The organism is Pseudaquabacterium rugosum, assembly GCF_038066575.1.
In the GTDB taxonomy this organism is placed as follows: Bacteria; Pseudomonadota; Gammaproteobacteria; order Burkholderiales; family Burkholderiaceae_C; genus Pseudaquabacterium; species Pseudaquabacterium rugosum.
The window spans coordinates 30,355-51,001 of sequence record NZ_JBBUTF010000018.1; the positions used below are offsets into that span (position 1 = coordinate 30,355).

Below are 20,647 nucleotides of genomic sequence, written 5' to 3' on the forward strand. Positions count from 1 at the left end.
CCGATCTCGAAGCAGGCCTCGGAACCGGCCGCCATTCCGCCCCTCGACACGACCGCCAACAGGACCGCCGCCATGGCCTGCTCCCATCCGGGTACCGCCCCGATCTCCGGCCTCGCCAAGCGCGTCCGCCCCTGGGCCGAGGACCTGAGCGCCCTGCTCGCCCGCATCGCCCTCGCCGCGGTCTTCTGGCGTTCGGGCCAGACCAAGATCGAGGGCCTGGCCGTCGATCTGGTCGACGGCCGCTGGCAGCTGGGCTGGCCGCATCTGGCCCCCGCGGCCATCGAGCTCTTCCGCGACGACTACCGCCTGCCGCTGATCCCGCCCGAGCCGGCCGCGCTGCTGGCCGCCACCGCCGAACACCTGCTGCCGCTGCTGCTGCTGGCCGGGCTGGGCACCCGGCTGGCCGCCAGCGGCCTGCTGGCCATGACGGCGGTGATCCAGCTGCTGGTCTACCCCGGTGCCTGGCCGGTGCACGCCACCTGGGCCGCGCTGTCGCTGGGGCTGATGCTGAACGGCGGCGGCCGGCTGTCGCTGGACGCCATCTGGCGCCGGCTGCGCCACGGTCGCCAGCCCTGCCACGGCGGCCGGGAACCGGCCACGTCCGCAACGCCGGCACGGGCATCGACATCGACGTCAGCATCAGCGTCTGCCTCGATCCGCAGCAGCGGCCAGCAGGCCTCACGATGACGTCCTGGAGCCTGCCACTGCCGGTACCGGTGCCCGCGGCCGGTGCCGGTGCAGGAGCTCACGGCGGAACCACGCCCCGGCGCCCGGGCCCGGTCCGGCCGGCCGATGCCGGACGGCACAATCCAGCCCCGATGAGCGCCTCCGACGGCGGCACGACCGCACCCGATCCCGGCACCGCCGCAGCCCCCGCCAGCGGCATGGCCGCCGCCACGGCCCCGCCGCGGCCGATCGACGACCCGCGCCATGCCGACGCCGCCGCCTTCGAGGCCGCACTGCATCCGCTGTGGCAACGCGCCCAGGCCGGTGACGACGCGGCCTACCAGCAGGCGCTGACCGCGATCGCCCGGCGCCTGCGCGCCTGGCTGCGCCGCCGCCTGCAGGACAGCCCTGACGAGATCGAGGATCTGGTCCAGGAGACCCTGCTGGCGCTGCACCTGCAGCGCGGTACCTGGGCGGCCGATGTCACCGTCACCGCCTGGGTGCTGGCCATCGCCCGCCACAAGCTGATCGACCACTGGCGGCGCCAGGGCCGACGGCGCGACGACCTGCGCTCACTCGACACCCTCGACGAGCACGAGCACCCGGCGGCCGAGGCGCCCGAGCCCGGCGCCCGCCGGGACCTGGACCAGCTGCTGCGCACCCTGCCCGCCGCCCAGCGCGACGCCCTGCTGCTGACCAAGGTGGAGGGCCTGAGCGTGGCCGAGGCCGCCGAGCGCACCGGCGCCAGCGTGGCGGCGATCAAGGTGCAGGTGCACCGGGGCCTGAAGAAGCTGGCCGACCTGGTGAGGAGCCCCCGATGAAGACCGACGACCTGATCACCCTGCTGGCCCGTCAGGCCGGGCCGGCACCACGCCACGCGGTGGCGCGCCGGCTGGCACCGGTGCTGCCCCTCGGTCTGGCGGCCAGCATCGCGGGGGCCGGATGGCTGCAGGGCTTCGTGCCGGGCAGCCTGTGGGCCCAGCCCGGCCCCTGGTTCAAGCTGGCCTATGCGCTGGCGATGGCGGCCATGGCCGCCTGGTGGTGTGCCCGCCTGGCCCGACCGGCCGCACCGCAGCGGGCGCCGGCGCGCGGCGTGCTGCTGCTGGGCGCCGCCGCCCTGGCCGTCGGCCTGCTGGGCTGGCAGGCGGCGCCTGAGGCCGGGCGTTTGCCGCAACTGCTGGGGCATTCGGCCGCACGCTGTCCCTGGGCCGTCGCCGGCCTGGCACTGCCCGCGCTGGGCGCCGGCCTGTGGGCGCTGCGCGGCCTGGCGCCGACCCACCCGCGGCGCGCCGGCTTCGCCGTCGGCCTGCTGGCGGGGGCCTTGGGGGCGGCCGGCTACGCGCTGGCCTGCACCGAGCTGGCGCTGAGCTTCATCGCCGTCTGGTACAGCCTGGGCATGCTGCTGGCGGCCGCGCTCGGCGCCTGGGCCGGGCCGCGGGTGCTGCGCTGGTGAGCGGTCGGGGCGCACCGTTGGCGTACACCCGATGCAGCGGGTGCAGCGGGTGCAGCGGGCGCAGCGGGCACGTCAGGCCGGCGTCCGGCTGCGGCGTCAGAGGAACATGCCGCCCGAGGCCTCGACCCGCTGGCCGTTGACCCAGTGCAGGCCCGGCGACAGCAGGGCCACCACGGCCGCGCCGATGTCCTGCGGCAGCCCGACGCGGCCGAGCGCCGTCTGCTGCGCGACCCAGCCGTTGAGCTCCGCGTTGTCGCGCACCGCGCCGCCACCGAAGTCGGTCTCGATCGCCCCGGGCGCCAGCGTGTTGACGCGGATGCCGCGCGCGCCCAGCTCGCGCGCCTGGTAGCGGGTCATCACCTCGACCGCCCCCTTGGCCATCGCGTAGGCCGCATAGCCCGGCAGGCTGAAGCGGGCCAGTCCGCTGGAGACGTTGAGCACGCTGGCCCCGTCGCGCAGCCGCGGCAGCAGCGCCTGCGTGAGGAAGAACGGCGCCTTGACGTGGGCATCCATCAGCGCGTCGAACTGCGCCTCGGTGGTCTGCGCATAGGCGGCGTGGACGCCGAAGCCGGCGTTGTGCACCAGCGCGTCCAGCGGCGCGCCGTCGAAGTGCGCGGCCAGCGCGCGCTCGACGGCCGGTGCGAAGGCGGCGCGGCTGTCGGCAAGGCCGACGTCGAGTTGCAGGGCCGCGGCACGGGCGCCGGCGGCCGCGGCCTCGGCCAGCACGGCACGGGCGGCATCGCGGTCGCGGTGCCAGGTGATCAGCAGGTCCCAGCCGGCGGCGGCCAGGGCGAGCGCGGCCGCGCGGCCCAGGCCGCGGCTGCCGCCGGTCAGCAGGGCGATCGGGCGCGGGGCGGTGGACGGCGCGGCGGGTTGGACGGGGTCGATCAGGAACTCGGACATGGAGAACTCCAGGGCGCTGTGAGGGACAGGCGCCACTGTAGGAATCCCGCCGCTTCAGATAAACACACGAACATCGCCAAGACTGTTCCAGTCCATCGACCAATGGTCGAGGCCCGCGCCCGCGCCGGCAGGCCCGCTCACAGCGCCAGCGTCAGGATCTCGCCCAGCGCCTCGGGCGTGTAGGTCTCGGCCAGGCCGAACCAGCGGGCGTTGCCCTGCAGGTTGTCGAGGATGGCCGGCAGGTCGGCCTCGGTGATGCCCAGTTGGCCCAGGCGGGTGGGCGTGCCGATGCGGTCGAACCAGGCCCGCAGCGCCGCGATGCCGGCCTCGGCGCCCTCGACACCGAAGACATGGCGCGCGAAGCGCTCGAACTGCGCCGGGTTGCGGCCGTGGTACCACGTCATCCAGGCCGGCATCACCACCGACAGGCCGGCGCCGTGCGGCACGTTGAACAGCGCCGACAGCGCATGCTCGATCATGTGGTTGGGATAACCGTAGCCGCCCGTGCCCGCGTAGACCGTGCCGTTGAGCGCCAGCGTGGCGGCCCAGGCGAACTCGGCCCGTGCCGCGTCGTCGGCCGGGTCGTCCAGCAGGGTGCCGGTGGTCTCGATCACGGTGGCGATCAGGCTCTCGACCAGGCGCGACTGCAGATGCGGCTGCACGGTGGCCGTGAAATAACCCTCGATGCAATGGGCAATGACATCGGCCGCCGAGTACACGAGGTAGTCGCGCGAGACGGTGCGCATCAGCGCCGGACTGACCACCGACACGCGGGGATGCAGCAGCGGCGACTGGATCGCGAACTTCTCCTTCGTCGCCTCGTTGGTGACGACCGCGCCGCCGTTCATCTCGCTGCCGGTGGCCGCCAGGGTCAGCACGGCGAAGATGGGCAGCGCGCGGGTCAACGGCGCCTGGCCGATGAACAGTTCCCAGACGTCGCCCTCGTGCGGCACGCCGGCGGCGATCGCCTTGACGCTGTCCAGCACCGAGCCGCCGCCGACCGCCAGCACGGCGTCGACCTGCTCGCGGCGGGCCACGGCGATGGCCTCGCGCACGGAGGAGATCACCGGGTTGCTGACGATGCCGCCGAAGGCGACGAAGCCGATGCCGTGCGCGGCCAGGCTGCGGGTGACGGTGTCGTACAGGCCGTCGGCCTTGATGCGATCGCTGCCGTGGACCAGCAGCACCTTGCGCGCACCGTGTTCGGCCAGATGCTGACCGATGGCGGCTTCCTTGCCGGTGCCGAGTTCGAGGCGGGTGGGGTTGTGGAAGGTGAAGTCCTGCATGGCGATGGCGGGGATGGCGGAGGTGGCGGAAGTGGGCGGGGCTGCGGGCCGCGGGGACGGTCCCGGAGGACAGGGCCGGCGGTCACCGATGACGGCACTGTAGGCAGCGCCGTCATCAAGCGGTAGTGGTCACTTGTTTGCCGCAGAATCAATCTGATCTTGCGAATCAACGCCCCGACCGACCGCGGCCTGTCCGCCGCTCGTGGGTCGATCGCGGGGCGATCGCCGGCTGGGGCAAGATGCCGCGGCCCCCGTTCCAGGCCCCCCCCGGGCCCCGGGCTCCGCCCGCTGGCCGTCCGGCCGACCGCACCGCCATGCCACCACTGCCCTCCCGCCTGTCCCCCGACGACCTGCGCGTCTTCATCCGCGTGGCCGAACGCGCGAGCTTCAGCGTCGCCGCCGAGCAGCTGGGCCTGCCGCGGGCCACCGTCTCCACCGCGGTGCAGCGGCTGGAAGCCCGGCTGGGTGCGCGCCTGCTGCAGCGCACGACGCGCCGGGTGCAGCTGACGGCCGACGGCCAGACGCTGCTGGAGCGGGCGCAGGACCTACTGGCCGATCTCGACGAGCTGCAGGGCCTGTTCCTGTCCGACGCGGCGCCGCTGGCGGGCCGGCTGCGGGTGGACATGCCACTCGGCGTGGCCCGCGCGAAGGTGCTGCCGGCCATCGACGGCTTCCTGGCCCGGCACCCGGGCCTGCAGGTGGAGGTCTGCAGCACCGACCGCCGGGTCGATCCGATCGCCGACGGTTTCGATTGCGTGCTGCGGGTGGGCACGCTGGGCGCCGACGGGCTGGTCGCGCGGCCACTGGGCGAGCTGCCGATGGCCAGCATCGCCAGCCCGGCCTATGTGGCGCGCTGGGGCCGGCCCGACAGCCTGCAGGCGCTGGGCGATCTGGCTGCCGGCCATCATCAGGTGCTGTACCGGCCGAACGCCGGCCAGCGTCCGGTGCCGTTCGAGGTGCTGGACGGCGACGGCCACCCGCAGGTGCTGGCCCTGCCCGGCCGCGTCACCGTCGACAACAGCGAGGCCTGGCTGGCCGCCTGCGAGGCGGGGCTGGGCATCGTGCAGATCCCGCGCTGGCGGGCGCAGGACCTGGTCGACGCCGGCCGGGCGATCGAGATCCTGCCCGACCATCCGCCGCCGCCGATGCCCGTCACCCTGCTCTACCCGCACCGCCGCCACCTGCCGCGACGGGTGAGGGTCTTCATGGACTGGCTGGCCGGGCTGTTCACCGAGGAGGCAGCCGCCACTTGCAGTCCGACACGGTTGTGACGGGTGGATGCATGCCCGCATCCGGTGCGTCCGGCAGGCACGGCCAGAATCCGGCCGGCCCCGGGCCGGGCAGGCCGGTCCCGACGGGCCGCACCCAGGAGGAAAGAACCCGCATGTCAGTCGTCATCCGCCACCATGTCATGGCCGGTCTGGGCCTCGGCCTGGCCACTCTCGGGGCGCTGGCCGCCGACGAGCCGCAGGTCGAGAAGTGCAGCCGCAAGCTCGGCGTGATCGCCCTGGTCGAGCCGCAGCAGGGTTGGGGCCATCTGGGCCAGTACGGCCTGGGATCGCCGGCGGCCCTGCTGCGCGGCATGGTGCAGCAGTCCGGCTGCTTCGATGTCGTCGAGCGCGGTGTGGCGCTGCAGAACCTGCAGCAGGAGCGCGCGCTGGCCTCCGGCGGTGATCTGCGTCAGGAATCGAACCTGGGCAAGGGCCAGATGCAGGCGGCCGACTTCGTGATGACGCCCAACGTGCAGATCGGCGCGTCGACCACCGGCGGCGTCGGTGGGGCCCTGCTCAGCCGCTTCAGTGGCACGTTGGGCGCGATCGCCGGCAGCCTGAAGTTCAAGGAGGCCCAGACCAGCCTGCTGGTCGCCGACGTGCGCTCCAGCCTGCAGGTGGCCGCCGCTGAAGGCAAGGCCACCAAGACCGACTTCGGCATCGGCGGCTGGCTGGGCCTGGGCGGTGCCGGCGGCTTCACCAGCACGCCCGAGGGCAAGATGGTGGCCGCGGGCTTCCTCGACAACTACAACAAGATCGTGCTGCAGATCCGCGACCAGCCGCAGCTGATCCGCAGCCACAGCGCCAGCGGCGATGCCAACGCGGCCGGATCCACCCGCGCCGAGGCCCCGCAGGCCGCCGGTCAGGTGCTGCAGCCCAAGATCGCCAACGTCAAGGTCCATGCCCAGGCTTCGCGCGAGTCCAGGGTGCTGGCCACGCTGCAGCGCGGCGACGAGCTGATCGCCAGTGGCGAGGTCAAGGACGGCTTCGTCTTCATCGACTCGGCCAACGTCAGCGGCTGGGTGCAGCGCACGCTGGTCGGGCCGGCCGCAGCCCAGAACGGCGCCCAGGCCGCGCCGGCGGCCGGCCTGCCGCTGGCCGGTGGCGCCGTCCTCGCCCCGGCGCTGGTCGGCACCTATGCCGGCAGCTTCAGCGGCAGCGAGAACGGCCATTTCCTGGTCACCGTCACGGCCAACGGGCAGGTCATCGGCAGTGGCAGTTCGCAGGCCACGGGGGCCTTCAGCGTCAACGGTCGCGCCGATGCGAACGGCGGCCTGTCGCTGGCGGCCACCGGCCGCGCCGGCTCGGCCCTGTACGCGGGCCGCATCGATCCGGCCCGCGGCCAGCTGTCGGGCCAGTGGCAGTACCAGGGCCTGCCCGGCGGCGGGGACTTCGTCGGTCAGCGGCAGTGAGCCCGGCGGGGCTCAGGCTCAGGGTCAGGGAACTGTCGGCGGGCCCGGCCCTCTACACTGGCCGCTCCGTCACCCCGTCGCCGCCATGATGAACGCCCCGATCCGCACCGGCCTGCTGGCCCTGGCCCTGTCCGTCTCCGCCCTGGCCGCGCAGGCCCAGACGGCCCACAAGGACGCCTGGGTGCGCGGCACCGTGGCGCAGCAGAAGGCCACCGGCCTGTTCGTCACCCTGACCTCGAAGACCGGCGGCACGCTGCTGTCGGCCAGCTCGCCGGTGGCCGGCGTGGTCGAGATCCACGAGATGAAGATGGAGGGCAACGTGATGCGCATGCGCGCGCTGTCCTCCGGCCTGCCGCTGCCCGCAGGCCAGGCGGTCGAGCTCAAGCCCGGCGGCTACCACGTGATGCTGCTGGACCTGAAGCAGGCGCTGAAGGACGGCGATGCCGTGCCGGTCACCCTGGTGGTGCAAGGCGCCGACGGCAAGCGCGAGCAGCTGGAGATCCAGGCCCCGGTGCGGGCGCTCGGCGGCATGCAGGGCCAGCACAAGCACTGACCGCCCGCCGCGGCGCTGCGGGCGACCGGCGCCGACGCGCCCTCGCCCGCCATCCCCCGCCGCCGGCCACCTCCGGGATCAGGCCATCGCCAGGTCGCCCGTGCCGCGCGGCCGGCGCCCGGCCTGCAGACACACCGCGGCGATCCACACCGCGTTGACCATCGGGAAGCCCGACAGCGCCAGCGTCACCGTGCCGCTGGCCGTGGCCACCACGCCCGCACCCAGGTCGATCAGCTGGATCAGCGCCATCAGGCGCAGCCACGGCGCATGGCGTCCCGGCTCACCCGCCGCCCACCACAGGCCGATGCCATAGGCGATGAAGCGGGCGGCCAGCATGGCCAGCGGATACAGCAGATCGGCCGGCGCGGCCGAATGGCCCATCTGCGCCAACAGCCATTGCGGCGCCAGCAGGTACAGAAAGCCCAGTACCAGCTGGATCGCCCCGATCAGGCGCAGCAGCGCCCGCGTCAGTCCGTCGGACATCACGCACTCCTTCTTCGCTCGTTGCCGCCGGGCATCCCCTTGACGCCCGGCCTGGGGCACACTGTCGCCCGGCCACTTCCGAATGTGAAGCAGTTACCGGAAGTGAAGTACCACCCACCGGACCACGACGATGACGCCCCCGAGACCCGAGCCACGACCGGACAGCGACACCGCCGACTGCGGCACCGGCTGCCCCGTGGCCCGCGCCGCCCGCGTGCTCGACGGCAAATGGACCACGCTGATCGTGCGCGAGCTGCTGCCCGGCCCACAGCGCTTCGCGGTCCTGCTGCGCGGCATCGGCGAGGTCAGTCCGCGCCTGCTGACGGCCCGTCTGCGTCTGCTGGAGGCCGAGGGGGTGGTCCGGCGCACCGTGCTGCCGACCCAGCCCCCGGGCACCGAATACGCGCTGACCGCCCATGGTCAGCAGCTGTACGACGTGATCCGCGCCATGGCCGCCTTCGGCACGGCGGCGCAGCAGCGCGATGCCGAACAGGCCCTCGAAGCCCGGCGTCAGGCCGAGGCGGCGGCCCGCACGCCGGCACGGCCCCGGCAGGTGCACCGGCTGCGCTGATCCGGCCCCTCAGGCGAGCGGCCCGAACCACGCCGCCAGATCGGGCCCCGGACGCGCCAGCCAGTAGCCCTGCTGCGCATCGCAACCGGCCTGATCGAGCAGGCGCGCCTGTGCCGCCGTCTCGACGCCTTCGGCCACGACCGTGATGCCCAGGCGCGAGGCCAGTTGCAGGATGCACTCGGCCACCGCTCGGGCATCCGCATCGGCCTCGATGTCGCAGATGAGCGTGCGGTCGAGCTTCAGCACCTTGAACGGCAGCTGGCGCAGCAGCGAGAAGTTGGAATAGCCGACGCCGAAGTCGTCGATCGCGATGCGCATGCCGGCGGCCTGCAGCGCCTCCAGCATCTCGCGCGTGCGGCCGATGTCGTGCAGCAGGGCGGTCTCGGTCAGCTCCACGACCAGGGCCGACGGCGGAAAGCCGCTGTCGAGCAGCAGCTGCGGCAAACGGCTCTGGGCCCAGCCCTCGTTGAACTGCGTCGGCGAGACGTTGACGCTCAGGTAGTTCAAGCGCCCCTGCGCCACCCAACGGGCGACCTGAGGCAAGGCCTGGCTGAGCATGCCCTCCATCATCGCGTCCAGCAGGCCCAGCGCCTCGACCGTCTCCAGAAAGGCCGCCGGGCTGCGCACCTCGCCATCGGGCAGATGCCAGCGCGCCAGCAGCTCGGCGCCGACGAAGCGGCGCTTGGCCCGCATCCGCACCGGCTGGTACCAGGCGCGGATCTGCTGCAGCGCCACCGCCTGGCGCACCTCGCGGTCGAGCGCGGCGCGCCGGTCCATCTCCGCGCGCAGCTCGACGCGGAAGGGCATGACGCGGCCGCGACCCGCCCGCTTGGCGGCGTACAGCGCCAGATCGGCATCCCGCAGCACGTCGTCGGCCTGACCCGGCCCGGCTTCGGCCATGCCGATGGAGCAGCCGCAGGGCACGCTGCGGCCCAGCAGCAGCACGGGCCGGCACACGCGGTCCAGCAGGCGATGGGCCAGGGTCGAGGCGGTCGGCGCATCCGCCACGGCGCGGGCCAGCACCGCGAACTCGTCACCGCCCAGCCGGGCCACCAGATCGCCCGGCCGCACCGCCGCACAGAGCCGCCGGGCCACCGTGACCAGCAAGGTGTCGCCAGCGCCATGGCCCAGCTTGTCGTTGACGCCCTTGAAGTCGTCCAGGTCGATCAACAGCACCCGCACGCCGGCCGCCCGCGTCGGGTCATCGGCCAGCGCCTCGCGCAGGCTGCGCTCGAAGGCGGCACGGTTGGCGATGCCGGTCAGCGCGTCCAGATCGGCGCGCTGCAGCGCGCGCTGGCGTTCGTCGTCCAGTTCGCGGGTGCGCTCGGCCACCCGCTGCTCCAGGTCCGCCGCGGCCGCGCTGAGGGCCTGGTTGGCCTCGTAGAGCTCGCGCGACTTGCCTTCGAGCAGGCGCTCGGCCTCCTCGCGTGCCCGGCGTTCGCGGGCGACCCGGGCTTCCAGCCGGCGGGTCAGGGCGTCCAGCGCATCGGCCGTCGGCGCGACCGGGCCGCCGGAGGGGCAGGCGGCGCCGTCGCTCACACCAGGTCCACGGTGAAGCGCAGCGCCTCGCCCTCAGGGCCGGCCAGCGCCTCGGTCCGCACCCGGACGTCCACGCCGAAATGCCGGGCCGAACCGGCGATCAGGCCCTCCGCCAGAGGTCCGAGGCGGCGCGGGCTGCGGTAGTCGAGCACCAGCCGGGTCGCGCTGCGTTCGGCGACGTCGAAGGTGGGCAGCTCGGCGTCGGGATAGAGCTTGCGCACCTCGACATGGATGTGGCCCTCGATGCTGGCCAGAAAGTCGAACAGGTGGCCGGCCCGCGCGAAGAAGGCCGGATGGTGGCGCGCGAAGCTGTCGCTGAGATGGGCGCCGAAGTCGCGCACCAGGTCGGCCGCCGGCCGGCCGCAGCGCGCCGACAGCGCCCCGCACAGGGCCTGCATCTCGCCGTGCGGATAGGTGCCGACGGCGGTGTAGGCGCCGCCGCTGGGCAGCGCGCAGGCCTCGATGATGTCGTCGGCCATGTCCTCGCCATGGCCCTGACGGACGAAGGCCAGGAACTCCGTGAACACCACACCCTTCATGCCGGCTCTCCTCGCGGATCACCCGGCGGCCTGTGCCGGGCCGGGACCGCGCCGTACTCTAGCCAGCGCGACCGGGGAGCGGTCACGAAAAATGACAGGGAAAGCGCGGGTGTCCCGCCTGCGATCGACGAGGAGCGGCCGGACAGCCCGGGACACCGACCGCCGCCGCACCATGCCCGTGCGGCGGCCCGGGGTTCAGAGCCCGTTGCGCGCCGCCACCCCGGTGCCCGGGAAGTCGGTGAACACGCCGTCGACACCGAGCGTCATGTAGTAGGCCATCTCGGCCTGCGGATCGCTGAAGCCGTAGCCGCTGGCGTCGTTGCGGAAGGTCCAGGTGTGGACGGCCAGACCGGCGGCATGCGCGGCCTCGATCACGCCGGTGCTGCCATCGACGCGGCGGTCGTTGAGGGTGATGGCGCCGTCGCCGTTGCGGTCGAGGCCGTCGGCCACGGTCTTCACCAGATAGGGCTTCCAGGGGCCGATGGCGTCGGCATAGCCCTTGACGAAGGCCAGGCCGCTGGCGGTCAGCAGATCGGAGAACCTGCGCGTGTCGCCGGCGACGACGAAGTCGTAGGGCTGGGCGAAGGGCGCGACCAGCGACATCGAGCCGTCGGCGTTGACGTCATCGGCATCGACCAGCTGCACCAGACGGATGTTCGTCTTCGTGTTCAGGTACTGCAGGTTCGCGACCTCGAAGGACTGGATGAAGACCGGCGCCGAACCCGTGTTGCCGTAGATCGGATGCAGCGTGGCCAGCAGCTTGTCCTCGAACACGTGCGTGCCGAACAGGCCGGCGTGGAAGGTCGAGTGCTTGATCTCGGGGTAGATGCCGACGGTGCGGCCGACCTTGGCGCCTTCGGTCTGGGCCAACGCGATCACCTCGGCCAGGGTCGGGATCTCGTAGAGGCCGTCGTAGGCGGCCGAACGGCTGCTGCGCGACTGCCTGGCGCGCAGGGTCTTGATCTCGGCCAGCGTGAAATCGCTGGCGAAGAAGGCGGTGGTCGACACGCCGTCGACCATCTTGGTCGTCTTGCGGCTGGCGTCGAACCGGGTGGCGACGTCGGTGGTGTCGTCGAGCATGGGCTCGTGGCGGGCGATCAGCACGCCGTCGCGGGTCATCACCAGATCGGGCTCGATGTAGTCGGCGCCGCGGGCGATCGCACGCTCGTAGGCGGCCAGCGTGTGCTCGGGCAGCTCACCGCTGGCACCGCGGTGGCCGATGACCAGCGGCGCCTTGCCGTCGAGGGTCTTGTAGGCGGTGGCGTCATCGCCATCGCTGCCGCCACAGGCCTGCAGCACGGACAAGGCCAGCACGGCCGACACCCACAGCGGGCCACGGCCCATCCACACACGCGACATCAGGAGACTCCGGTACGACTGAACGATCTGGACGATCTGGAAGGCGCCGGCGGATCCGCGACCCGCCCACGCACGGACCGTGCGCCCGACACCTTCGGACAGGTCCGGACACACGACTTCACGAGCGGGCGCAGTGTGGCGAGGCCGCATGACGGGCGCGTGAACGAAGCCCGCCGTGGCGACGCCGCATCACCGGGCTCTGCACGATCGCTGCACAGTCCAGGCAGAGCATGGCGGCATGACGATCTCCCGCCGCACCTTCGGTCTGACCCTGATGTCGACCGGGCTGGGCACGGCCTGCAGCCTGCCCGCGCCCGCCTCCCGTTCCGCCGCGCCCGGCGCGGCACGCCTGCCGGCCAGCACCACCACCACTTCGACCTCCGCCGGTGACGCGCCGTCGCCGGCCTTGCAGCTGGATCCGCAGGCCGGCCAGCGCATCCACGTCGACCTCGGCGACGGCCGCCGCCTGGCCGTGCGCGCCTGGGTGGGCCTGCCGACCGTGGCGCGTCCGCTCGAAGCCGACCACCAGCAGCTCAACCTCTACATCCCCGAGGCCTATCTGCGCGGCGAGCGCATCGGCCGCCACACCGCCCGCAGCGCGCCGATCTTCCTGCCCAACCAGGTGGGCGGCTACATGCCGGCCCGGCCGGGCACGCCGGAGGGACGGGGCATGGGGCCACCACCTGCGGCATCGGCGGCATCGGCGGCATCGGCGGCATCGGCCGCTCAGATGGCACAAGGCGCACAAGGGGCACGGACAGCACCAGCCGTGGCCGGCGGAGCGTCGGGCCCGGTCGGCACGGTCGCTGCGGCAGGCCCGGCCGGCGGCGCGCCCTCGTCCGCGCCGTCGACCATCGCCCAGGCCCTGGCCCGCGGCTACGTGGTGGCCGCACCCGGCGCCCGCGGCCGCACGCTGCGCACGGCCGACGGCCGCTGGAGCGGCAAGGCACCGGCCGCCATCGTCGACCTGAAGGCCGCCGTGCGCTGGCTGCACCACAACGCCGACCGACTGCCGGCCGGAGACGTCGAGCGCATCGTCTCCAACGGCACCAGCGCGGGCGGCGCGCTGTCGGCCCTGCTGGGCGCCAGCGGCAACGGCGCCGACTACACGGCCGAGCTCGACGCCGTCGGCGCCGCACCCGGCCGCGACGACATCTGGGCCGTCAGCGCCTACTGCCCGATCACCGCGCTCGGCCTGGCCGACGGCGCGCACGAGTGGCAGTTCAACGCCGTGCACGACTACCGCCGCATCGAGATGTCGATGCTGGACTACCGGATGCAGCGCACCGAGGTGCCGGGCACGCTGACGCCGTTGCAGATCGCGCTGTCGGACGCGCTGAAAGCGGGCTTTCCGGCCCAGGTCAACGCGCTGGGCCTGACGGACGCCACCGGCCGCGCACTGCGGCTGGAGGCCGACGGCCGCGGTAGCCTGCGCGACCATGTGCAGGGCCTGCTGGTGGCCTCGGCCCAGGACGCGCTGGATCGCGGTCAGGCGCTCGGCGAGCGCGGCTGGTTGCAGCTGCAGGGCGGACGCGTGGTGGCCGCCGACTTCGACGCCTATGCCCGCGCCGTGGGCCGCATGAAGACGGTGCCGGCCTTCGACGGCGTGGCCCTGGACACCGGCGAGAACCAGCTCTTCGGCGACGCCACGACCGACCGCCGGCACTTCACCGACTTCAGCCTGGCGCACAGCCAGGGCGATGCCGCGGGCACCGCAGGCCGCGCCCCCGACCTCACCGTGCGCCAGATGGACGCGCTGCGCCAGCTGGCCGACGGCCGCAACCGTGTGGCCCCGCACTGGCGCATCCGCCACGGCACCGCCGACCGCGACACCGGCCTGGCCGTGCCGGCGCTGCTGGCCGCCGCCGTCCGGCCACGCGCCCGCAGCGTCGATCTGGCCCTGCCCTGGGATCGCCCGCACAGCGGCGACTACGATCTGCCGGCGCTGTTCGACTGGATCGACGAGCGCCTGGATGCCCATCTGGACGCCCGCAGGGGCTGAAGCCGGGCCTGAGCCCTCATGACCGGCTGTCGGCCGCCGTCCGCGAGGACGGGCCGGCACCGGGCTGCGGCTCAAGGCTCAAGGCTCAAGGCTCAGGGTCCCCCGCGGCGTCCCGCGGATCCACGTGTCACCTCCCCCCGACGACCTCCCACAGGAACCACCCACCATGCATGCCGACCCGCTGGTCTGGGGCCACGGCCCCCGCAGGCTCGAGGTTTTCCTCGAACCCACCTGCCCGTTCTCCGCCCGCGCCTTCGCCAAGCTCGACGAGCTGCTGCAGCGCGCCGGCGAGGACCGCCTGACGATCCACCTGCGCCTGCAGCCACAGCCCTGGCACGCGTTCTCGCCGATCACCACGCGCGCGGTGCTGGCCGCCGCGACCACGCCCGGCGGCAAGGCCGCGGCCCGGGCCGTGCTGACGGCGATCTTCGGGCACCGCGAGGCCTTCGAACCGATCGAGCACTGCCAGGGCGAGCTGCTGGAGCGCAGCCCGCACGCGCTGATCACGCAGATCGAGGCGCTGTCCGGCGTCGCCCTGATGGGCGCCTGGCAGGACCCGGCGCTGACGCCTCACATCAAGTGGCAGGCCCGCTACGCGCGCCAGAACGGCATCCACGTGACCCCGACCTTCATGATCGACGGCCTGGTCGTCGCCGACATGGGCAGCGGCGAGCCGGTCGAGCAGTGGCTGGGGCGGTTGGGGCTGGGTTGATCAGGGCGTCGCCCGATCCGGGGCCGACGCTGCCCCCTGCAGCGCCCCCTCCGCCACCGCCGTCAGCACCTCGCAACCATCCGCGGTGACGGCCACCATGTGCTCCCACTGCGCCGACAGCGAGCGGTCCTGCGTCACCACCGTCCAGCCGTCGGCCAGCTGGCGGCACTCGCGGCGGCCGGCGTTGAGCATGGGCTCGATGGTGAAGATCATGCCCGGCTCCAGGCGCAGGCCGTCGCCGCGGCGGCCGTAATGCAGCACCTGAGGCTCATCGTGGTAAATGGTGCCGATGCCGTGGCCACAGTATTCGCGCACGACGCTGAAGCGCTCGCGATGGGCCACGGTCTGGATCGCATGGCCGATGTCGCCCAGCGCCGCGCCCGGGCGCACCTGGGCGATGCCGGCCAGCATGGCCTCGCGCGTGGTGTCGATCAGGCGCCGGGCGAGCGCGCTCGGCGTGCCCACGCAGTACATGCGGCTGGTGTCGCCGAACCAGCCGTCCTTGATCACCGCAACGTCGATGTTGAGGATGTCGCCATTCTTCAGGATCTGCGTGTCCGACGGAATGCCGTGGCAGATCACGTGATTGACCGAGACGCAGACGGTCTTGGGAAACCCCATGTAGCCGACGTTGGCCGGGATCGCGCCCTGCACCTTCACGATGTGCTCGTGGCACAGGCGGTCGAGCTCGCCGGTGCTGACGCCGGCCACCACGTGGGGCTCGATCATGGTCAGCACCTCGGCGGCCAGGCGGGCGGCGATGCGGGCCTGGGCGATCTCGGCGGCCGAGCGGATCGGCACGCCCTTGGGTCCGCGCGCCATCAGTGGGCTCCACCCGGGGTGTGCGCGCCGGCCACGTCCGCCAGGCGGACGGGTGCGGTGGCGGGGCCGGCCGCTGCGGCCGCGGCCTGCGGCGCCAGGGCCAGCGCCGCGGCCAGGTCCAGGCCGCCGGTGGCCTCGGCCTGCACCAGCAGGCGGGCGATGGCCTGGTGGTCCAGGCCGGGATGCAGCTCGGCCAGCATGCCGACGCGCATCCAGTGCTCGGCCTGGGCATTGATCGAGCGGCTCAGCGCCTGGCTGGCCACGCGCAGGTTCTCGTGCATGGTGTCCGATATCTTGACGATGCCCATGGTGTGCGGTGCGACTCCGGAAATGAATACACGCATTGTATGCGTTTCATATATTCCACCCCGCCGACCGGGGCCACGATCGCCCGCCCCCGGCCTATGATGCGCACCTGCCCGACCACCCCAGGAGCCCGCCATGGGTGACCTTGCCCACCCGTGATGACCGCCGCCGACTACCTGGCCTGGGAGGCCACGCAGACGCAGCGCCACGAGTTCGTCAACGGCGAGGTCTGGGCGATGGCCGGGGCCGAGGAGCGCCACGTGACCATCGCGCTGAACGTCGCGATGGCACTGAAGCAGCACCTGCGCGGCACCCGCTGCCGCACCTTCATCAGCGACATGAAGCTGCATGCCGAGACCGTCGGCAGCTACTTCTATCCCGACGTCTTCGTCACCTGCAGCGAGGCCGACCGCGGCGCGCCGCTGATCAAGCGCCAGCCCACGCTGGTGGTCGAGGTGCTGTCCAGGGGCACGGCCGCCTACGACCGCGGCACCAAGTTCACCCACTACCGGCAGATCCCGGGGCTGCGCGAGATCGCGCTGATCGACCCCGACAGCCGCCGCTGCGACGTCTACCGCCGCGGCGAGGACGGCCTGTGGGTACTGCACCCCTTCGAGACCGCCGAAGGCCTGGGCCTGGCCAGCGTCGATCTGGTGATGGACAGCGCGACGCTCTACGCCGATCTGGACTGAGCGGCACCCCGCCGGCGCCGCGCCGGCGGACCCGGGCGCGCCATCGCGCCGGCAGCAGCGCCAAGCGCCGCCGCCTGCGCCGCCCGCAGCTCCGCGTCCGTCATCAGATAGGCCGGGCTGTCCTGCAGCCGCTCGACCGCCAGATCGATGAAGGCGCGCACCCGGCGCGGCAGCGCGGTGCGGGTGCCGTAGTACAGGTGCAGCGCGATCGGCGCGCACAGGTGGTCCAGCAGCAGCGGCACCAGCTGACCGCTGCGGATCAGCGGCGCGGCCTGGATCATGCCGAGCTGGGCGATCACCTCGCCGCACAGCACGGCCTGCAGCTCCAGCTCGGTGTCGTTGGTCGACAGGGCCGGGCTGACCATGCGGGTCTCGGTCTGGCCGTCGACCTGCACCCACCAGGGAAACACCTTGCCGTTGCCCGCATGACGGAACACGCTGCAGCGGTGGGCCGCCAGATCATCGAGCGTGAGCGGCACGCCATGGCGCGCCAGGTAGGCGGGCGAGGCGCAGATCGGCAGCTGCAGCGGGAACAGGCGACGGCCGATCACGCCGTCATCGGGCGCCACGCCGATGCGAAAGCCCACGTCCACCCGGTCGCGCACCCAGTCGCCCAGGTTGTCGTCGAGCTGCACGTCGGGCAGGATGGCCGGGTGGCGTTCGCGGAACTCGCGGATCACCGGCATCAGCAGCGGCGCGAACGACGAGCGCGGGCCGACGATGCGCAAGGGCCCGGCGATCTCGTCCTGGCCGCCACGCGCCAGCAGCAGCGCGCGGTCCAGCGCGGCGAGTGCCGGCTGCGTGTGTTCCAGGAAGCTGCGGCCCTCCTCGGTCAGCGCCAGGCTGCGGGTGGTGCGGTGCAGCAGGCGCACGCCCAGCTGCTGTTCGAGCTGGGCGATGGCCTGGCTGGCGGCCTGCGGGCTGACGCCCTGGGCCAGCGCGGCCTGGCGGATGCTGCCCAGCTCCACGGCCTTGGTGAAGGTGGCGATGGCGCGCAGTTCGTTCATCGGGGCGGTCGGCACGGATGCAGTGTCAGGGCCTCCAGTATCAAGCCCGGCTTGCGACAGTGACAAGCCCGGCCGCGCTACCGGTGCCGCGGCGGCGCCCCTAGAGTCGGCTCCCTGCGCCGGAAGAACGCCGACCTGTCGCGCGTCCGCCCAGGCCACGCAGGCCGCCCCCGCCCCGACACCGACCAACGCCGGCCGACACCGGTCAAGGGCGACCGGGCCGGCACCGGCCACGCCCACCCCACCCCGCCCCGATCCCGCCACGCCGCCCCTCGCCCGGGGCCACGCCGCCATGACACGACTGAACATCAACGGCCGGAACCAGACGGTCGACGTCGATCCGTCCACCCCGGTGCTGTGGACCCTGCGCGATGCGCTGGGCATGACCGGCACCAAGTTCGGCTGCGGCATCGCCGCCTGTGGCGCCTGTACCGTGCATGTCGACGGGCAGGCCACGCGGTCCTGCGTGACGCCGATCTCGGCGGTCGAGGGCCGCCGCATCGAGACCATCGAGCACGTGACCGCCGGCGCCGACCGCGTGGGCCGCGCCGTGCACGAGGCCTGGGTGCGCCACGACGTGGCCCAGTGCGGCTACTGCCAGAGCGGCCAGATCATGGGCGCCACCGCCTTCCTGAAGTCGCTGCCCCGCGGCAAGGTGCCCGATGCCGCCGAGATCGACGCCGCGATGGCCGGCCACATCTGCCGCTGCGGCACCTATGCCCGCATCCGTGCGGCCATCGCCGACGCCGCCCGCGCCCTGGCCTGAGCCCCGCAAGGAGAGTCCGACATGATCGACCACGCCCTGACCGCCGCCCTGCCACGCGCGCTGCAGCACCTGGCGCAGCGCCAGGCCGCCGCTGACGAGGACACCGCCACGCCGGCCGCCGCCCTGCCCCGCCGCAGCTTCCTGAAGCTGGGCGGGCTCGGCGGCCTGGCCCTCGGCCTGGGTCTGCAGACCGCTGATGTCCAGGCCCAGGCCACCGCCGGCGGCAGCGCATCCGGCGGCCTGAAGCCGATCGAGCAGCCCGCCTCCTTCGTCCAGATCCAGCCCGACGGCCAGGTCATCGTCACCATCAACCGGCTGGAATTCGGCCAGGGCGTGGAGACCGGCCTGGCACTGATCCTGGCCGAGGAGCTGGATGCCGACTGGTCACGCGTCAGCAGCCGCCTGGGCGGCAACGACGCGGCCTATGCCGATCCGCGCTATGGCCTGCAGATGACCGGCGGCTCCACCGCCACCGCCCACAGCTACAGCCAGTACCGCGAGCTCGGCGCCCGCGCCCGCGCGATGCTGCTGGCTGCGGCCGCCGCGCGCTGGCAGGTCGACGTGGCGCAGCTGCGCACCGACGCCGGCCAGGTGCTCGGCCCCGGCGGACGCCGCGCCGGCTACGGCGCGCTGGCCGAGGCCGCCGCGGCGCTGCCGGTGCCCACCCAGGTCACGCTGAAGGATCCGAAGGACTTCCGCCTGATCGGCCGCGCCACCCACCGGCTGGACGCCCGAGCCAAGAGCAGCGGCCGCCAGGACTTCGGCATCGACGTGAAGCGGCCCGGCCAGCTGACGGCCGTCGTGGCCCGCCCGCCGGTGTTCGGCGGCCGCCCGGCCACGGTCGACGACACCGCCGCCAAGGCGGTGCGCGGCGTGCGCGCCGTGCTGCGCATCCCGCTGCCCGGCGGCGGCGAGGGCGTGGCCGTGCTGGCCGACGGCTACTGGCCGGCCAAGACCGCGCGCGACGCGCTGCAGATCGGCTGGGACAGCGCCGGCCGCGAGGCGGTCGACAGCACCCGCCAGCTCGCCCAGTACCGCGCGCTGGCCGAACAGCCCGGCCCGCGCGCCTTCGAGGCCGACGTCTCGGCCCTGACCACGGCGCCGCACCGCATCGACGCCGAGTTCGTCTTCCCCTACCTGGCCCACGCGCCGATGGAGCCGCTGAACTGCACCGTGCAGCTCGATGCGGACGGGGCCCAGGTCTGGACCGGCACCCAGTTCGCCGGCGTCGACGCGATGGCCGCCGCGCGCACCCTCGGCCTGAAGCCCGAGCAGGTGCGGGTGCACGTGCAGATGGCCGGTGGCGGCTTCGGCCGCCGTGGCGTGCCGTCGAGCGACTTCGTGGTGCTGGCCTGCGAGGTGGCCAAGGCCGCCCGCGCGGCCGGCGTCAGCGCCCCGGTGCGCACGCTGTGGAGCCGCGAGGACGACATCCGCGGCGGCCACTACCGCCCGCTGCACCTGCACCGCGCGCGCATCGGCTTCGACGCCCAGGGCCGGGTGCTGGCCTGGGACCATGCGCTGGTCGGCCAGTCCATCGTCGGCGGCACGATGTTCGCCGGCATGATCAAGAACGGCATCGACCCCACGGCCACCGAGGGCCTGCGCGATCCCTACCCGCTGCCGATGCGCCTGACCGTGCACCACCCGCAGGTCAACGTGCCGGTGCTGTGGTGGCGCAGCGTGGGCTCGACCCACACCGCCTACGTGATGGAGACGCTGATCGACGAGATCGCCCGCACGACGAAGCAGGACCCGGTGGCCTACCGTCTGGCCCTGTTCGGCAGCGGCCACCGCCGCCACCGCGAGGCGCTGCAACTGGCCGTCGAACGCAGTGGTTATGGACAGCGCCAGCTGCCGGCCGGCCGTGCCTGGGGCGTGGCGGTGCACGAGAGCTTCAACACCGTCGTGGCCTGGGTGGTCGAGGCGTCGCTGCGCGACGGCCGGCCGGTGCTGCACAAGGCCACGGCCGGCGTGCACTGCAACCTGGCCGTCAACCCGCTGAGCATCGAGGCGCAGATCCAGGGCGCGGCCATCATGGGCCTGTCGATGTGTCTGGAGGGCAGTGCCATCACGCTGAAGGACGGCGTGGTCGAGCAGAGCAACTTCGGCGACTACCCGGTGGCCCGCATCACCGACGCGCCCGAGTTCGCCGTGCACATCGTGCCGAGCGCCGAGCCGCCCACCGGCATCGGCGAGCCGGGTCTGCCGCCGCTGGCCCCGGCCCTGGCCAACGCCATCGCCGCGCTGACCGGCAAGACGCCGCGCGCGCTGCCCTTCGCGCTCGGCTGAGAACGTGCCCGCCGCG

21 protein-coding genes are annotated in these 20,647 nt (G+C 73.3%); 12 read left to right on the forward strand and 9 right to left on the reverse strand.

What is annotated here, in order from left to right:
* The first annotated feature begins 72 nt into the window (after nt 1–72).
* The 3 genes from AACH11_RS18550 to AACH11_RS18560 all read left to right on the forward strand — a co-directional run bounded on the left by AACH11_RS18550 (nt 73) and on the right by AACH11_RS18560 (nt 2,119).
* Nucleotides 73–687, forward strand: coding sequence for a DoxX family membrane protein (locus tag AACH11_RS18550; RefSeq protein WP_341375749.1), 615 nt, complete (start codon nt 73–75; stop codon nt 685–687).
* A 131-nt stretch (nt 688–818) separates the two neighbouring features.
* Nucleotides 819–1,487 carry a sigma-70 family RNA polymerase sigma factor gene (locus AACH11_RS18555; RefSeq protein ID WP_341375750.1) on the forward strand — a complete coding sequence of 223 codons (669 nt, stop codon included), beginning with the start codon at nt 819–821 and terminating at the stop codon, nt 1,485–1,487.
* Nucleotides 1,484–2,119 carry an NrsF family protein gene (locus tag AACH11_RS18560; protein WP_341375751.1) on the forward strand — a complete coding sequence of 212 codons (636 nt, stop codon included), beginning with the start codon at nt 1,484–1,486 and terminating at the stop codon, nt 2,117–2,119. Before AACH11_RS18555 ends, AACH11_RS18560 begins: the two co-directional genes overlap by 4 nt.
* 96 nt (nt 2,120–2,215) lie before the next feature.
* Here the strand turns inward: AACH11_RS18560 and AACH11_RS18565 are convergent, their stop codons facing one another.
* The gene (locus AACH11_RS18565; RefSeq protein WP_341375752.1) at nt 2,216–3,022 is read right to left on the reverse strand and encodes an SDR family NAD(P)-dependent oxidoreductase; all 807 of its coding nucleotides are present in this window, start codon (nt 3,020–3,022) and stop codon (nt 2,216–2,218) included.
* 137 nt (nt 3,023–3,159) lie between these two features.
* On the reverse strand, nt 3,160–4,308 hold the full coding sequence (locus AACH11_RS18570) for an iron-containing alcohol dehydrogenase (RefSeq protein ID WP_341375753.1): 1,149 nt from the start codon (nt 4,306–4,308) through the stop codon (nt 3,160–3,162).
* Nucleotides 4,309–4,622: 314 nt separating this feature from the next.
* On the opposite strand from AACH11_RS18570, the gene AACH11_RS18575 reads away from it, so the two are divergent.
* From AACH11_RS18575 to AACH11_RS18585, 3 genes are all read left to right on the forward strand, one after another.
* Nucleotides 4,623–5,579 (forward strand): LysR family transcriptional regulator, encoded by a 957-nt coding sequence (locus tag AACH11_RS18575; RefSeq protein ID WP_341375754.1) that lies wholly within the window; start codon nt 4,623–4,625, stop codon nt 5,577–5,579.
* 113 nt (nt 5,580–5,692) lie between these two features.
* Nucleotides 5,693–6,991, forward strand: coding sequence for a CsgG/HfaB family protein (locus AACH11_RS18580; RefSeq protein WP_341375755.1), 1,299 nt, complete (start codon nt 5,693–5,695; stop codon nt 6,989–6,991).
* Nucleotides 6,992–7,076: 85 nt separating this feature from the next.
* Nucleotides 7,077–7,544 carry a copper chaperone PCu(A)C gene (locus AACH11_RS18585; RefSeq protein ID WP_479725258.1) on the forward strand — a complete coding sequence of 156 codons (468 nt, stop codon included), beginning with the start codon at nt 7,077–7,079 and terminating at the stop codon, nt 7,542–7,544.
* A gap of 78 nt (nt 7,545–7,622) precedes the next feature.
* On the opposite strand, the gene AACH11_RS18590 is transcribed toward AACH11_RS18585, so the two are convergent.
* A complete protein-coding gene (locus tag AACH11_RS18590) occupies nt 7,623–8,027 on the reverse strand; it encodes a hypothetical protein (RefSeq protein ID WP_341375757.1) in 405 nt (134 codons plus the stop codon).
* Between the two features lie 130 nt (nt 8,028–8,157).
* Between AACH11_RS18590 and AACH11_RS18595 the strand changes: the two genes are divergently transcribed.
* A complete protein-coding gene (locus AACH11_RS18595) occupies nt 8,158–8,598 on the forward strand; it encodes a winged helix-turn-helix transcriptional regulator (RefSeq protein WP_341375758.1) in 441 nt (146 codons plus the stop codon).
* A 9-nt stretch (nt 8,599–8,607) separates the two neighbouring features.
* On the opposite strand, the gene AACH11_RS18600 is transcribed toward AACH11_RS18595, so the two are convergent.
* From AACH11_RS18600 to AACH11_RS18610, 3 genes are all read right to left on the reverse strand, one after another.
* The gene (locus AACH11_RS18600) at nt 8,608–10,137 is read right to left on the reverse strand and encodes a putative bifunctional diguanylate cyclase/phosphodiesterase (RefSeq protein WP_341375759.1); all 1,530 of its coding nucleotides are present in this window, start codon (nt 10,135–10,137) and stop codon (nt 8,608–8,610) included.
* Nucleotides 10,134–10,676, reverse strand: coding sequence for a heme NO-binding domain-containing protein (locus tag AACH11_RS18605; RefSeq protein WP_341375760.1), 543 nt, complete (start codon nt 10,674–10,676; stop codon nt 10,134–10,136). The genes AACH11_RS18600 and AACH11_RS18605 overlap by 4 nt, the downstream gene beginning before the upstream one ends.
* Before the next feature lie 195 nt (nt 10,677–10,871).
* Nucleotides 10,872–12,035, reverse strand: a complete 1,164-nt coding sequence (locus AACH11_RS18610; protein WP_341375761.1) for a glycerophosphodiester phosphodiesterase family protein — start codon at nt 12,033–12,035, stop codon at nt 10,872–10,874.
* A 238-nt stretch (nt 12,036–12,273) separates the two neighbouring features.
* Here AACH11_RS18610 and AACH11_RS18615 point away from each other — a divergent pair, with 238 nt between their 5' ends.
* On the forward strand, nt 12,274–14,037 hold the full coding sequence (locus tag AACH11_RS18615) for a subtype B tannase (RefSeq protein WP_341375762.1): 1,764 nt from the start codon (nt 12,274–12,276) through the stop codon (nt 14,035–14,037).
* A gap of 166 nt (nt 14,038–14,203) precedes the next feature.
* Nucleotides 14,204–14,749, forward strand: a complete 546-nt coding sequence (locus AACH11_RS18620) for a DsbA family protein (RefSeq protein ID WP_341375763.1) — start codon at nt 14,204–14,206, stop codon at nt 14,747–14,749.
* On the opposite strand, the gene map is transcribed toward AACH11_RS18620, so the two are convergent.
* Together map and AACH11_RS18630 are read right to left on the reverse strand one after the other, a co-directional pair.
* Entirely contained in the window at nt 14,750–15,571 is an 822-nt protein-coding gene (gene map, locus AACH11_RS18625; protein ID WP_341375764.1) for a type I methionyl aminopeptidase, read from the reverse strand.
* Entirely contained in the window at nt 15,571–15,879 is a 309-nt protein-coding gene (locus tag AACH11_RS18630; protein ID WP_341375765.1) for a ParD-like family protein, read from the reverse strand. Before AACH11_RS18630 ends, map begins: the two co-directional genes overlap by 1 nt.
* A 156-nt stretch (nt 15,880–16,035) precedes the next feature.
* Here AACH11_RS18630 and AACH11_RS18635 point away from each other — a divergent pair, with 156 nt between their 5' ends.
* The gene (locus tag AACH11_RS18635) at nt 16,036–16,569 is read left to right on the forward strand and encodes a Uma2 family endonuclease (RefSeq protein WP_341375766.1); all 534 of its coding nucleotides are present in this window, start codon (nt 16,036–16,038) and stop codon (nt 16,567–16,569) included.
* Here AACH11_RS18635 and AACH11_RS18640 read toward each other — a convergent pair.
* Nucleotides 16,551–17,576, reverse strand: coding sequence for a LysR family transcriptional regulator (locus AACH11_RS18640; RefSeq protein ID WP_341375767.1), 1,026 nt, complete (start codon nt 17,574–17,576; stop codon nt 16,551–16,553). The two genes, AACH11_RS18635 and AACH11_RS18640, sit on opposite strands and share 19 nt — an antisense overlap.
* 292 nt (nt 17,577–17,868) lie before the next feature.
* On the opposite strand from AACH11_RS18640, the gene AACH11_RS18645 reads away from it, so the two are divergent.
* Nucleotides 17,869–18,342 (forward strand): (2Fe-2S)-binding protein, encoded by a 474-nt coding sequence (locus tag AACH11_RS18645; RefSeq protein WP_341375768.1) that lies wholly within the window; start codon nt 17,869–17,871, stop codon nt 18,340–18,342.
* Between the two features lie 21 nt (nt 18,343–18,363).
* A complete protein-coding gene (locus AACH11_RS18650) occupies nt 18,364–20,631 on the forward strand; it encodes a xanthine dehydrogenase family protein molybdopterin-binding subunit (RefSeq protein ID WP_341375769.1) in 2,268 nt (755 codons plus the stop codon).
* Nucleotides 20,632–20,647: the final 16 nt, after the last annotated feature.